The 14,137-nt window shown below is 39.5% G+C and carries 8 protein-coding genes; all 8 read right to left on the reverse strand.

The features are described 5' to 3' along the window. Nucleotides 1-140: 140 nt before the first annotated feature. The 8 genes from AC07YT_RS24610 to AC07YT_RS24645 all read right to left on the reverse strand — a co-directional run bounded on the left by AC07YT_RS24610 (nucleotide 141) and on the right by AC07YT_RS24645 (nucleotide 13,956). Nucleotides 141-2,099: a hypothetical protein gene (locus tag AC07YT_RS24610; RefSeq protein ID WP_086547640.1), complete on the reverse strand. Its 1,959-nt coding sequence runs from the start codon at nucleotides 2,097-2,099 to the stop codon at nucleotides 141-143. An 11-nt stretch (nucleotides 2,100-2,110) separates the two neighbouring features. Next, nucleotides 2,111-3,514 (reverse strand): 3-keto-disaccharide hydrolase, encoded by a 1,404-nt coding sequence (locus AC07YT_RS24615; protein ID WP_086547641.1) that lies wholly within the window; start codon nucleotides 3,512-3,514, stop codon nucleotides 2,111-2,113. 89 nt (nucleotides 3,515-3,603) lie between these two features. Further along, nucleotides 3,604-5,892 (reverse strand): GH92 family glycosyl hydrolase, encoded by a 2,289-nt coding sequence (locus AC07YT_RS24620; RefSeq protein WP_086547642.1) that lies wholly within the window; start codon nucleotides 5,890-5,892, stop codon nucleotides 3,604-3,606. A gap of 37 nt (nucleotides 5,893-5,929) precedes the next feature. After that, on the reverse strand, nucleotides 5,930-6,598 hold the full coding sequence (locus tag AC07YT_RS24625; protein ID WP_086549405.1) for a basic secretory protein-like protein: 669 nt from the start codon (nucleotides 6,596-6,598) through the stop codon (nucleotides 5,930-5,932). 247 nt (nucleotides 6,599-6,845) lie between these two features. After that, complete coding sequence (locus tag AC07YT_RS24630; RefSeq protein WP_086547643.1) at nucleotides 6,846-7,826, reverse strand: basic secretory protein-like protein; 981 nt, start codon at nucleotides 7,824-7,826, stop codon at nucleotides 6,846-6,848. An 81-nt stretch (nucleotides 7,827-7,907) separates the two neighbouring features. After that, on the reverse strand, nucleotides 7,908-8,879 hold the full coding sequence (locus tag AC07YT_RS24635) for a hypothetical protein (RefSeq protein WP_086547644.1): 972 nt from the start codon (nucleotides 8,877-8,879) through the stop codon (nucleotides 7,908-7,910). A gap of 59 nt (nucleotides 8,880-8,938) precedes the next feature. Continuing rightward, complete coding sequence (locus tag AC07YT_RS24640) at nucleotides 8,939-10,753, reverse strand: RagB/SusD family nutrient uptake outer membrane protein (RefSeq protein ID WP_086547645.1); 1,815 nt, start codon at nucleotides 10,751-10,753, stop codon at nucleotides 8,939-8,941. 5 nt (nucleotides 10,754-10,758) lie between these two features. Next, a complete protein-coding gene (locus tag AC07YT_RS24645; RefSeq protein ID WP_086547646.1) occupies nucleotides 10,759-13,956 on the reverse strand; it encodes a SusC/RagA family TonB-linked outer membrane protein in 3,198 nt (1,065 codons plus the stop codon). Nucleotides 13,957-14,137 lie beyond the last annotated feature (181 nt).

The raw sequence follows: 14,137 nt of genomic DNA on the forward strand, positions 1-14,137 counted from the left end.
GTTTTTATAGCGTTTATGTATATGAGAGCGTTAATTTAGATGATGGGGATTCTGCAATAGTGGAATCCCCATTCTTTTTTTTTGTAAAACAAAAAACGGCTGGTATTTCTACCAACCGTTCCATAACAATTAAACTATCTTTATTTATTCAAGGAATTTATCCAGCCTGCAATTTTTAAAGCTTCTGCTTTCGTAACCTGCGGCATTGGAGGCATTTCTGTTGAGTAACCCGGCCAGTTTTGAGGCTGTGGGTTGTGGATCAACTGAAATATTTTCTCCGCTGAATATTTACGCTTTGCAATTTCTACGAATGGCGGGCCAATTTGTCTTTTAGTTTGATTATGGCAAGCCAGGCAGGTATTTTTAGTTAACAAACCTTCAACTTCTTTAAAGGTAGGTGCCTTAGCTGTAGCAGCAGGCTTAGCCGGAGTAGTTGTTCCTTTTGCTTCAGGCGTTTTGCCAGTTGCTTTTGGGGCAGCAGTTTTCTTAGCAGGAACATTTACCGGTGCCGCTGAGTTTTTGGTACTCACTTCGCTGGCAGAAAGTTTATTTCCGTCAGGAATCTGGTTTAGGGTGTAATAAGCTACCGGATGCACTAAAGAATAAAAACCATCCTGCGATCTTAAACCATCTAATGTTAAGGTATGGATGTAATATTGACGAAGGTTTTGTACAATAATCCTGGCTTTTAAACCATCTGCCGAAACTTTAACCCCGGAGATTTTTAATTTCTCCGTATTTACAGGAGGTGAACCATACACCGGGTGATATTTGTAAATGAAGCTCTCTGCATCATACGAAGCTAAATCCTCAGCCGATTTACGGTCTACAGGCATGGTAAATTCCACTTCAAAACCATCAGGCATTGCCCTAACGGCTTTCATTTCGAAAGGGGTTTTATTGTTATACACCAATCTTTCTAAACCTTCGTTGGCATCACCTGCCGATCCCCAACCACGGTTGGTTTCTCCAACAAATAATGAACCATCAGTACCCCATTCTAACCTCAATACGCCAGAACGGAAACCTTTACGGAAAAGGAAGGCTGCACCTTGTTCTTCACCTTTAACCGTTTCCATAAAAATCCTCGAAATGATACTCATTCCCTGATCGCCAACTAAAATCTGACCAGCAAAAGGCCCAAATGTGTTTGCAGGAATTTTAACAGGTTCTGCAGAAGAGATTCCTAAAATACCATAAGGTAACCAAACCGATGGCAAACGTAATTCAGGGAATACTTTCTTCATGTCGAATAAAGTTTTAAACGTTTCGTTTACCCTATTCTCTGGTTTGATGTATCTTCCTTGTTCGTTTTTCGTTCTACGCTCATCTATTTGTGAGTAAAAGAAATCTGATTGCAGTTTAACCGGAGAGTTTGGCAAGTTGGTCCATCTTAAACTGGCAGGATGGCCCATAAAATCGCCTTTGTTTACTTTCCATAAACCACCTGAACCTACCCAGTCGCCCTGGTTTTCGGTATAATAGAACTGGCCATCAATACTGCCAATCCCTGCCGGCGAACGGAAACCCGCAGCATAAGGACTCATTTTACCATCTTCGGTAATATTCATAGCCCAGCCACGCATTGGTACACGGCTTTCGGCACGCCACCATTCCTCATCACCAAAGGCCACATTTGCGGTAACCATAAATGTACCATCGGGCATTAACTTCGGACCGAAACTATATTCGTGGTAATGTCCGCTTAACGGCCATGCATAAATGGTTTCGTATACATCGGCTTTGCCATCCTGATCTTTATCAACCAGTTTGGTCAACTCACCACGTTGCGCTACGTAGATCGCACCATTTTTATAGGCAATGCCTAAAATTTCGTGCAGGCCATAGGCAAACCTGCGCCAGTACGGCTTGGCACTGGTTGGATTTTCAACAATATATACTTCTCCCCTACGGGTAGAAATGCCCAAATCGCCATTTGGCAAGGTAATTAAACCACCAACTTCTAAAATAGGGCCTTCGGGTACGCGTACTTTATTTATTTTGAAAAAATCTTCTTCTTTCGGTGTTTCTTGTGCAAAAACTGTAGTAAAGCTAAAACTTAATGCCAGTATTGCTAATTTTTTAAATGTATTTCTCATTGTCATTCCAATTAAAACAAAATGGTATAATTTAACTTAGTTCCAATAGCTACGATAACTTCTTTCTTGCCATCAACTTCTCTGATTACGGGTTTAGCAGATCCTTCAGCAAGCTGGATATAGTAAGATTTATCATCAATCAGGTATAAACCTTTGGCCACTTCTTCGATATTGGAAGCGGTTGCCAAAAGGAAATATAAATCTTTTGATGGTTTATCAACAGCAATTTCTCTGGTTAAACCCTGTCCATTTTCCATCACCTTAACGGCATCGGTAACATTTGTTCCATTAATGATATACTTAAACTCCGGACGGTCTTGTTTATCCATTACATAACCTTTGGTTTTGAAACCTGTACCGGCGGTATCGGCAATCCATTTAGCCTGATCGTCGGCTAATTTTGCAACGGCCAGAACAGGTTTTTTAGTGAAACGGGTAACACTGCCCAAAGCACGCGAAGTTCCGTTTCCGCGGCCATCCCACATCGGCGTTGCATCGATAAAATCACCGTGCCATCCCTGTAACAGGGTACCATTATCTAAATCGTAACTATAGGCAACTTTTTCTGGTCCGCCTACCGAAATAGCGTGTACCGAACGTACCCTTGGTGCCACATCAACAAAACTTCTGATCATGTTGTTGCTTGCTGCTTCAATATAAATTGGATCAGCGCCACCGTTTTGATTTGGTTTTGGAATTTCTGATAGTTCGTTGATTTGGATATTTCTGAACGCTACCGAACCATGATCGCCTTGTAAACGTAAAGGTCCTTTTGCTTTTTCAGCGCCAGCAGCTCCTCTGGTTGCACCAAATAATTCAACATTTTCATGGATCAGCACACCGTTTAGTTCTGCACTGATGATTTTAGCATTTTGTGTTTTCTTTCCTGATGCATCAAATTTTGGTGCCTGGAAGATAATTTTAATGTGCTGCCATAAACCCGGCGCTTTACTTGCATTTTGACGGGGAGCAACACCACCAAATCCTTTTTCGGCTTCTGGTTTGCTATCGTCCCAACGTTGGTAAATACCACCATTGTTTGATGAACTTGGATTTTTAAGGCCCCAGGCATCGTCAATCTGGATTTCATAATTACCTTGAAGATAAATGCCTGAATTTGTTCCTTTTGCTGTTAAATAATCTAATTCTACTGCTACATCGCCATATTCATTTACGGTGTATAAATCGGAACCCGCTTTTTTCGCGGTAGATTGATTAATCAATATCCCTTCGCCTTTGGTTGTTTTTAAAACATTTTCGGCATTTAGGTCGGCCACCACATTTTGGGCCAATGACCATGAATTTGAAGGGTTTTTAAAGGCTGAAAGATCTTTGAGATCAATACGCTGGCCAAATGCCAACAGGGTTCCGCAAAGCCAGAAAATGGCTGTAAAACCCGTCTTTGAGATGTTCATATACTTGGTTTGTTAGTTTTAGCCTAAAGCTAGATATTTCATTTAAAATCCATCGGATAAATTACTTTACCCGATGGATAATTATTTTTCTATTTTTCTGTTGATAATGAATAAGGGAAATCAGCTGGATTTGAACCTCTGGTTTTATTCGGTGTTGCTGTCATGTTGAAATTTAACACCGCACCTTTTTGCAAACCACTGTGGCTGATCCAATTTTTAGAATAGGCTTTACCATTCATCTGTAATGATTGGACATAACGATTGTTATCGCTATTGGCCGCCGCATTAACCACAACAGTCTTACCATTTTCTAAAGTAATTGTTACCTTTTTGAACAGAGGCGCACCTAAAACATACTGATCAACCGCTGGTGTTACCGGGTAGAAACCCATTGCCGAGAAAACATACCAGGCAGAAGTTTGTCCGTTATCTTCATCACCGCAATATCCATCAGGAGTAGCTTTGTACATTCTGTTCATGGTTTCTCTCACCCAATATTGGGTTTTATAAGGCGCACCACCGTAGTTGTACAGGTAAATCATGTGTTGGATCGGTTGATTGCCATGTGCATACTGGCCCATGTTTGCAATCTGCATTTCGCGGATTTCGTGAATTACACCACCGTAAGCGCTCTCATCAAATACCGGAGGCATAGCGAAAACTGAATCCAGTTTGGTTACAAATTTACTATGGCCTCCCATTAATCTGGCTAAACCGTCAACATCCTGAAAAACCGACCAGGTATAGTGCCAGCTGTTACCTTCGGTAAATGCACCACCCCATTTAAACGGACTGAAAGGGCTTTGGAAAGTTCCATCCTGGTTTTTGCCACGCATTAAACCCGAAGCCGGATCGAAAAGATTCTTATAGTTCATGGCTCTTTTCTTATAGATATCGATCTCTGATGCTGGTTTACCTAAAGCTCTTCCTAATTGATAAATGGTAAAATCATCATAAGAATACTCTAAAGTTTTAGCTGCATTTTCGTTCTTTTTCACATCGAAAGGTACATAACCCAATTCATTGTAATATTTAACACCATCGCGGCCAACAGCTTCCATCGGACCTTCGTTGTTTGCACCATGTTTTACAGCCTGCCATAAGGTTTCAATGTCGTAACCCCGCATACCTTTAATATAAGCATCAGAAACTACCGAAGCAGAGTTGTTACCCACCATAATGTTTGCATAACCCGGGCTGCTCCACTCTGGCAACCAGCCACCTTCTTTATAATCGTTGATTAAGCCCTGTTGCATTTCCTTGTTAATTGAAGGATAAACCAGGTTTAAGAAAGGATATAATGCCCTGAATGTATCCCAGAAACCAGTACCAGCGAACATATAACCTGGTAAAACCTGTCCGTTGTAAGGACTCCAGTGTACGATCTGGTTTTGTGCATCAATTTCATATAATTTATTTGGGAAGAACAACGTGCGGTACATTGCAGAATAGAATGTACGGGTTTGATCAATCGTGCCCCCTTCAACTGCAATTTTACTTAATGTTTTGTTCCAGGTTGCTCTACCTTTTGCTTTTGTGGCATCGAAACCATCATTAGCCAGTTCTCTTTTTAGGTTTAAATCAGCCTGCTCAAAACTGATAAACGAAGAGGCAACTTTTGCAATTACCTGCTCGCCTTTTTGTGTAGCGAAACCAATAACAGCGCCAGCATGATCTACCGTTAATTCTAAATCTTTATCGTTAAGTTTTTTATCATCCCAGGTTTTGGCCAATTTGAAATCTTTGTTGAAATAGATGACAAAGTAATTTTTGAAGTTTTTAGGCAGCGGACCACGGGCATATTTAGTGGTATAACCAATAATTTTTCTTTCGGCCGGAATAATTTTAATGTACGAGCCTTTATTCTGCGCATCTACGACCACATAAGCACTATCCGTTTTAGGGAAAGTAAACCTGAACTGGGCAGCACGTTCTGTTGGCGTAATTTCGGTTGTTACATCAGCGTCTGCTAAGTACACACTGTAATAATATGGCTTAGAAACCTCTGCTTTATGGCTGAACCAGCTGGCACGCTCATCATCTGTGAATTTTAATTTACCCGTAACTGGCATAAGCGCAAAAGCGCCGTAATCGTTCATCCAGGGCGAAGGCTGATGTGTTTGTTTAAAGCCACGGATTTTGTCGGCATCGTAAACATAAGCCCATCCATCGCCATTTTTACCAGTTTGTGGCGTCCACATGTTCATTCCCCAGGGCAAACCAATTGCCGGGTAGGTGTTTCCGTTAGATAGTGATGGTTTGGATGCTGTTCCCATTAACGGGTTTATCCAATCTACCGGATCTGTAATTTTGCCTATTGTTTGCGCGAAGCTGGTTGACGCCGCAACACTCAATAAAGCGATAAATAATCTTTTCATTTGTTGTGTTTGTGTTTTTTATATGCTTGTATTTATTTTAAACTCCTGAATTTTTAACATAATCTGCCCAAAGTGCATCTAAATCTTTACCCGTTAATTTTGTCCAGATATCTTTGGTGTAGGTATGGTCTCTTAAAGAAGCATCAACGGTTTTAATAATACCTGGTTTTACACTTTTCTCCATCCAGGCAAAAAAACCTGCAGTGATGCGATAACTGTTTTTATAGCTATGATCGGGCTTTAATGCTGGTAACGACCATTTAGCGCCGGCATTATCGACACCGAATTTATAGCGGGCATAATCAGCAATCCCTTCTGTTAACCAGCCCGGGCCAACGCTTCGGCCATAGTCTTGCACAATGTGCATTACCTCGTGGGTTACGACATCAATATCTTCAGGATGTTTCACCATCCAGATCGAACTGAAGGTTACTTTACCATCAGCAGTTGCCGCTACCCCTTTGTAAGCCGTATCTACAAAAAATTTCACTTCTTTTATGGTGGCTGGATTATACTCTTTTGCTAGTTTTGGGTAAACTTCGAAAAATGTTTTGATTAACCGCTTTTTCAACTGAGGATCTAATTCCTTAAAATTGCTCTCGAACGATAAGGTATAACCACTCTTCTTTGTTATGTCTTGTGCTTTTAAAGCTGAAAAAGCCGTAACCAGCATTACGAAAATCGAAAAAGTAAATATTTTTTTCATCTGTTTATATTGGTATTGGTGAATGGATTTTACTTTGGTTAGCATGTTTAGTTCTGCAAAATAAATATAATATGTAAAACGATTTAGTAAATGTTCAAAAATTTTACTTTAGTGATTATTATTTTTACAAAACAGCGTGTCATCATTTCGGGGGAAGTGCACCAGGGTTGAAAAATTTTGCTGGATGGATCGCTCCATTTCACTGCGTTTTAGTCGAGATGACGACCGTTCTGTGTAAATAAATTTCTTATTTTTTGCTGCTATAAGTAAGGCTTACCTTTTGCGGTTCTTTACTGTAATCTTCCCAAAGCTGGTCGACAGTTTTTCCGGTCAGGGCTGCCCAGGATTGTTCATTATATTGATGCGCTCTTAACTGCTGATCTAAAGTAGCAATTAAGCCTGGTTTAACATTTTGCTCTAACCAGGCAAAAAACCTGGCGGTAATGCGGTAACTGTTTTTATAATTCTGCTTTGCATTATACTCCGGCAAACTCCATTTAGAACCTACATTATCAACACCATATTTATAGCGTACATAATCGGCAATACCTTCGGTGAGCCAAACCGGGCCTGCACTATAGCCATAACCCTGTACAATATGCATGGTTTCGTGTGTTACCACATCAATATCGGTTGGATGTGCTTTCATGTAACCGGCACTGAACAAAATTCTGTTTCCACTTGCCTCTGCCACTGCTTTATAGGCGGTATCTACTACAAATAACACATCATGTGTCGATTTATCGTTAAATGTTTTAACTAAGGTTGGATAGATTTCGAAATAAGTAGCGATCAACTTTTTTCTTAACGCCGGATCTAAGTCCGGATCTTTGCTGATAAATGTTAATTCATAACCTTTGTGTTTTTCTTTACTGTAAGAAACCCAGTTTTTTGAGAGTGCGGAAAACAGTTCCTTTTGGATTTTCTTTTGTGATTTATTTTTAACCCACTGGCTGTTTACTTTAATTTCTCCAGCTTTGGCTTTTATTGTTGGCGTTTCTGCTGTTACCAGATCTAACACTACGCTTCTTTTGGTACGGTATCCATCTGCCTGGGCAAATTTTGGATAGACCTGAAAAAAAGCCGCCTTAAGTTTGGCATCTACTATCGCATTGGTAGCACTGTCTTTATCGTTAATGGTAATTTTGTATTCTCTTTCTCTATTCTGAGCAAAAGTATTTGCACCTATAAAAGATATAAACGCGAGAAATAATAACTTCTTAATCATGATTTTTTTGTGTGGGTTTTGAAAAGCAGAAATGATCTTGCTGTTGGCAAAATCATTTCTGTGGGTTTATTATATTGTAATTTAATAGGTAATAGCTGGAAAATCGATTTTAGCTTTGGCCAGCATTGGCGCCCAGTCTGCTCCTTTTTCGTCTTTCGATCCAAAAGCTGTTAATGCAAGCGGTGCCAAATCTGCTTTCGCTGCCCCGCTCCAAAAGTGAATAAATTCTCCAAAATTCATTTTTCTGGTATATTGCTGATAGCTTTTACCTTGTACAGTGATTTGTTGTTTAGGAAATTGTTGAGACAACAAGGTAAAGAAACCATTTAAAACCTTTGCTTTACCGTAGTTTTCATAAATTGGAAGAAACCAATTCTTGAACCACTGTGTGCCTGCCTTAGGATAACTGTCGGTAACGGTCATCATTTTATTGTACCAACGTTGTGCATCAGCGGTTCTGTTTAAGCCTAAATACACATCGTATTGATAAATCTCCATCCACTTACTATCATGCCAGATATCGAAAGCCGGCGATTCTTTTACCCCTTTTGATGCGCCTTCTACAATATGGCCGATTTCGTGCGTAGATAAATCAATGTCATTATCAATGCCAGTGGTCCAGGCATCAAGGCTACTGGCGCCGCAATCGGTTACGTTTCTATAATCGTGCCCTGCATCCAGATAAGTACCCGGGTGCCCCCCGCTATATTTACCTGCATGATAAATTACAAATAAGCGGCTATCATCTCCGAATTTACCATAAGTTTTTTTGGTATAGTTCCAGGCTTCGGCCATATATGTTTTTGGCCAGGCAACAGTGGGTTTAACATCGCCGTCGTAATAAACCACTACGCTGGTATCGTAATAAACACGGTTTAGCAACTGAACATGTTCAAACCAATGCTCCTTCCATGTTTTAGGTGGTGCATCTGGCGGATCTACGCTTTCTACGAACGGTGGCGCTGGCTTTACGGTTTCTAATGGTGCATTTTTACTGTTGCAGGCTAATACAGCAAACAGCAAAATTGCCGATAACGATAACATGTTTTTCATAGCGGTAGTATTAATGGGTTAAAAAAGCACCAGGTGAAACACCCGGTGCTATATGGATTTTACCAGCCTGTATTCTGAACGACTAATGGTACTTTTTGAACCTCACCGTTTGGTATAGGCCATAAATAATGTTTCTTATCAAATACACGAGATTCAGTAGTTACCACATTGTAAAAGCCATCGGCAGCATTCTTTTGAATATTTAAACCTAAAATTACTTTATCTGTAGTTTCAGCAATTTTCCACCTTCTTGTATCAAAATAACGATGAGATTCAAAAGCAAGCTCAACCCTTCTCTCTCTTCTGATCGCATCACGCATATCAGCGGGGATAGGCAATGCATTAGCTCCAGCTCCATATTGAGGAACACCTGCACGCTCACGGATTTTATTTAAATAGATTAAAATATCTGGATTACCTGGATCAGATTCATTTAATGCTTCTACATAATCTAAATAGATCTCTGCAAGGCGGATAAAAATATTTGTTCTACCACCAGTACTCCAACCACTTAAAGAAAGATTTTTTCTTTGTGTATAGCCTGTTCCTGAGTAATCGGTATTACTGATGCTTCCTTTACCTGCATTTCCGTTAAATTCGAAACTGGTTATCAAGCTAGAATTTGGGTTAATCCATTTTCTATTGGTATAGGTTATCCCCACATAAAAACGTGGCTCTCTCCCCACATACATGTTGCTAACCTGTCTTGTAACATTGTCGTCAGGCGCCTGAAAGCTGGTAAATCCACCTGTTTCACTATAACCCGAAAGCGGATCATCAGTTGATCTTCCATTAGCCATGAAATACGCTCTTACCAGTTGCTGAGAAACTGACAGGAACGACCCTCCTTTATCACCACCAGTTCCATTGTTATGGTTAGGTGCCATGTTATATTGTAAATTGGTGATATCGGCGTTACCTTTAGCAAAGATCACCTCCGAATTCCAATCGGTTAACATTACATCTCTACAAGAAAGGAATGCAGTAAGAAAAGGAGTGGTACCTGTTTTAACATACAGCGTGAAACTAGGAAAGGTTGTAATGAAAGATTTAGCCGCATCAGCTGCTCTTTTCCATTTTGCAGCACTAGCCGTTTGACTAATTAATTGTTTACCATCTTTATTCTTAAGATTTGCATAGTCTGTATTTCCGTTAAATAAGGGGCTGGCTGCTGTTAATAAAACCTGTACTTTATAGGCTTGTGCAACTGCTTTGTTAACATGACCATAATCATCGTTCGATACCGGAATAGCAGGCAAATTTGCAGTTACAGCATCAAGCTCACTTACAATATAATCTACACACTCATCGAATGAATTACGAGGCTTACTTATCGTTTCAATCGGTGCATCTGCAGCTATCGGCTCATTACCCAATAAAATTACCGGACCGTATTGACGCAGCAAATAATAATAATAAATGGCTCTGATTGCTCTAGCTTCATTGTAATACCTGGAAATAAAATCAACCCCATTTAAATTACAGTCTGTACATTTGCTAACGTTCGCCATAAAATTACTCGATGCCTGTATACCTCTGTAATATAACTGCCACATCGTATTTACCTGTCCTGTTGTTGCATCCCAGTTACCACTATTAAGGTTATTTGAAAAACTACTTGGCAAGGTGTAATCTGCTTCATCCGAAGCGCCTGTCCATGGACCCGCTGTATAACCATTTGCAGGAAAACGTTGCTGCATTTCATCTGGTAAGGTAGAGTAAACGTTTGCAAGTAACTGATCTACGGTAGCTTTGGTGGCAAACGATTCGTCAAATGTTAACCTGTCGTTAGGTACCTGATCCAGGAATTTTTTGCAACCTGCATTACTTAAAACCAGCAAGGTTGCTATTGTGAATATATATATCTTCTTCATGATGATTAAAAATTAGCTGTAAAACCTAAGGTATAAGTGGTCGTTAGCGGATATTTGGTTCCATTACTAGAGGCTAATTCCGGATCCCACAGTTTAAACTTGCTGATCGTAAACACATTGTAACCTGTTGCATAAATTCTTAAACGATTGATACCAATTTTTTTGATTCCATTTTTTATTGTGTAACCCAAATCAAGATTTTTCAATCTTAAATAACTGATATCACGTTTCCACCAGGTACTCGTTTGAAAATTGTTGTTATTTACACCATAGGATAATCTTGGATAAAAGGCATCCTGACGTGGATTATCAACCGTCCAGCGGTCTGTAGCAATAGCATGTAAATTGCCTAAGCCACCTGATGCCGTAAATGGCTGAATGGCATCACCACTTAAAATGATATCAGCATTATCCTGACCCTGGAAAAAAGCGCCTAAATCGAAACCTTTATACCTCAAAGAGAATCCAAATCCATACATTGTTGATGGAACGTCGCCTCTGCCAATAATAGTTCGGTCAAATGCGTCGATAATACCATCACCATTTAAATCTTTGTATTTAATATCTCCAGGGAGCAAAGTTCCAAACTGTTTAGGACTTGCATTAATTTCGGCTTGACTTGTAAATAAACCTTCAGCAATATATCCTGTACGTGCCAAAATATTACTTCCCCTTAGTTCTTGCCAAGGATATTTGGTTGGGGCCTGATCATTTTCTACAATCTGATCTTTGTTAAAGGTATAATTCCCTCTAAAGGTAATGTCAAAATCATCACTGAATTTTGCATTGTATTCAATTGTTCCATCAATACCTTTGTTTCTGGTTTCACCTAGATTTCCTGAAGGGTTTGATACTAAACCAATATAGTTTGGCACCAAGCCTCTACCTAAGAAAATACCTGTTCTGTGTTCTTTAAATAAATCGACAATAACAGATAAGTTGTTATTTAAGGTTTTTACCTCAAAGCCCAAATCCTGTTTACGACTTTCAGCCCAGGTAATATCAACACCGTATGCAGTTACATTTAAACCTCCTGGTGAAATGTTTCTTGTTTGTCCGAAAGTATAGCCATTAGCAGAACCTACCTTAGTTAGGTAATAAAAACGATCGCCTTCATTGGTAACATATCCATTTGAGCTACCTCCACTTCCAACAATACCATCAGAATAACGGAATTTAACCATCTGGAAAGTATTTTTTAGGCCTTCAAAAAATTTCTCGTTCGATAAGATCCATCCCACACCAAAAGCCGGGAAAAAACCATAGCGTTTATTTGGTGCAAAATTTTCTGATCCATTATAACCCACGTTTGCTTCTGCAAAATAACGGTCGTTATAGGCGTAAGTTACACGAGATGCAATACCCTGACTTCTGTAAGGAATAGCCAATGTAAAATTATCGGCAAAAGCATTTAAATTATCGTTTTGATTATAAAGGACTAAACCAGACACCGCATGTTTGCCAAATGTACGGCTATAATTAAATGCAAGTTCTGCGTACATTTTCTTGTCACCACCATTGGCTCTGGTATAACCCAAAAAGTTTTGGCCATTAAATGTTAATCCGTATTTGTACGATCCATCAGCGTTGTATGGATCGTTTGGATTGATATAATATGTACTTTCACGCTTATTACGATTAATATTATTCGTATTATTTACATCAAAAGAGAACATACCTGTTACCGATAATCCAGGTGTAATCGCTTTTAGATCCTGCGTTAAACGCAAATTCGAGAACAACTGATTCGTGAAAGTAGTTCTGTAACCTCTTCTGGTAATATCGGCGTAGGGATTGCGCTGATCAGATTGAGCGCTAATGCCTGGGATGGAACCATTTGGATAAGAAACAGGAAAAGAAGTAGGGTTTAACTGGAAAGCCTGATTGAAAACGCCTTGAGCATTATCAACACCAGGATAATTCCCAGAGCTTAAAATCCCCTTAATACCCAAATCCATTTTGGTAGTACCGGTAATGTCCCAGTTTAAATTTGCGCTTACATTATATCTTGCAAAACTTTGGGTTGCATCATAGGTTTGGTTTTTATCTGTTTTAAATAAGCCATTTTCATCATAGTAGCCTAATGATACGTAGTAACGCGCATTGTTAACACCTCCTGATAAATTGGCTGTTGCAGTACGATTTTGACCCCAGTTTTTAAAAATGGCATCCAACCAATCAACATTAGGATAAAGTACAGGGTTTTCTCCCGAAGCCGTTCTATTGATCGTTGTTTGGCTATATTGAGGTGTAAATGTTCCGGCGCTACCACCTCTTACAAACTCTGTAAGCTTAGCCTCGTTTGCTAAGTTCATATAATCAACACCATCAATCAATTTAGGGCTCTTTGTAAATTGACTAATTCCCTGGAAATAATCAACATTAATTCGTGGTGGCCCAACTTTACCTTGTTTGGTCGTCACTAAAATTACACCGTTTGCACCCCTAATACCATAAACGGCAGTAGCGGCCGCGTCTTTTAAAATCGTAAAAGATTCGATATCATATGAGCTTAACCCATCAATTGGTCTGTTTGGAACGCCATCCACTACAATTAGCGGACTTCTATCTCCACCAATATTGGAAATACCACGGATCCAGATATCAGCATTCGTAGATCCGGGCTCACCGTTTCTATTTACGGCCACAACTCCCGGAAGTCGGCCTGCTAACATAGAACTGATGTTGGCTACGGGTTGTCGTAAGTCAGATGCCTTAACTGATGACTGTGCGCCAACTAAACTTTCTTTCTTTTGCGTACCGAAAGCAACAATTGCTACCTCCTGTAAGTCATTTCCTGTTGGTTTTAAGTTAACAATAATGCTTGTCTGGGTGCCAACAGGTATTTCTAATAGTTCGTAACCAACATAAGAGAAAATTAATACGGAGTTCTGATCAGGAACGGTAATGCTAAAAGCACCATTTACATCAGCTGAAGCCGATATTGATGTGCCTTTAACTTTTACACCAGCACCTGGAAGTGCGGCACCTGTTTCATCTTTAACTATACCTCTGATTACAATGTCTTTCTGCACGCCAGAAACGACACTACTATTTTCTGAATATTCGTTTGAATGGAGGGTAATTGCTGAAGCAGATGCATCATAGCAGCTGCCCACCATCAATAATGCTGTGGTCATTTTAAGCGCACAGCCTTTCAATAAAAGCTTTCGCTTAATTAAATTGGTAAATTTTTTGTTCATCGTTTGAGTTTTTGTTTGGTTTGTTATCCGCTGGGAACGGAATGGTATTTTTGAATAGGTGTAAATTTTTAGTTCATATTGATCTCTTTGGGTTTATGATTAGTGAATAGTTATTTTTTTATCAAACTAAAACGTTTTAGTAATTTGTTTCAAAAAAAAGCCTCAATCATTAGATTAAAAC

The organism is Pedobacter sp. GW460-11-11-14-TSB4, from assembly GCF_059423705.1.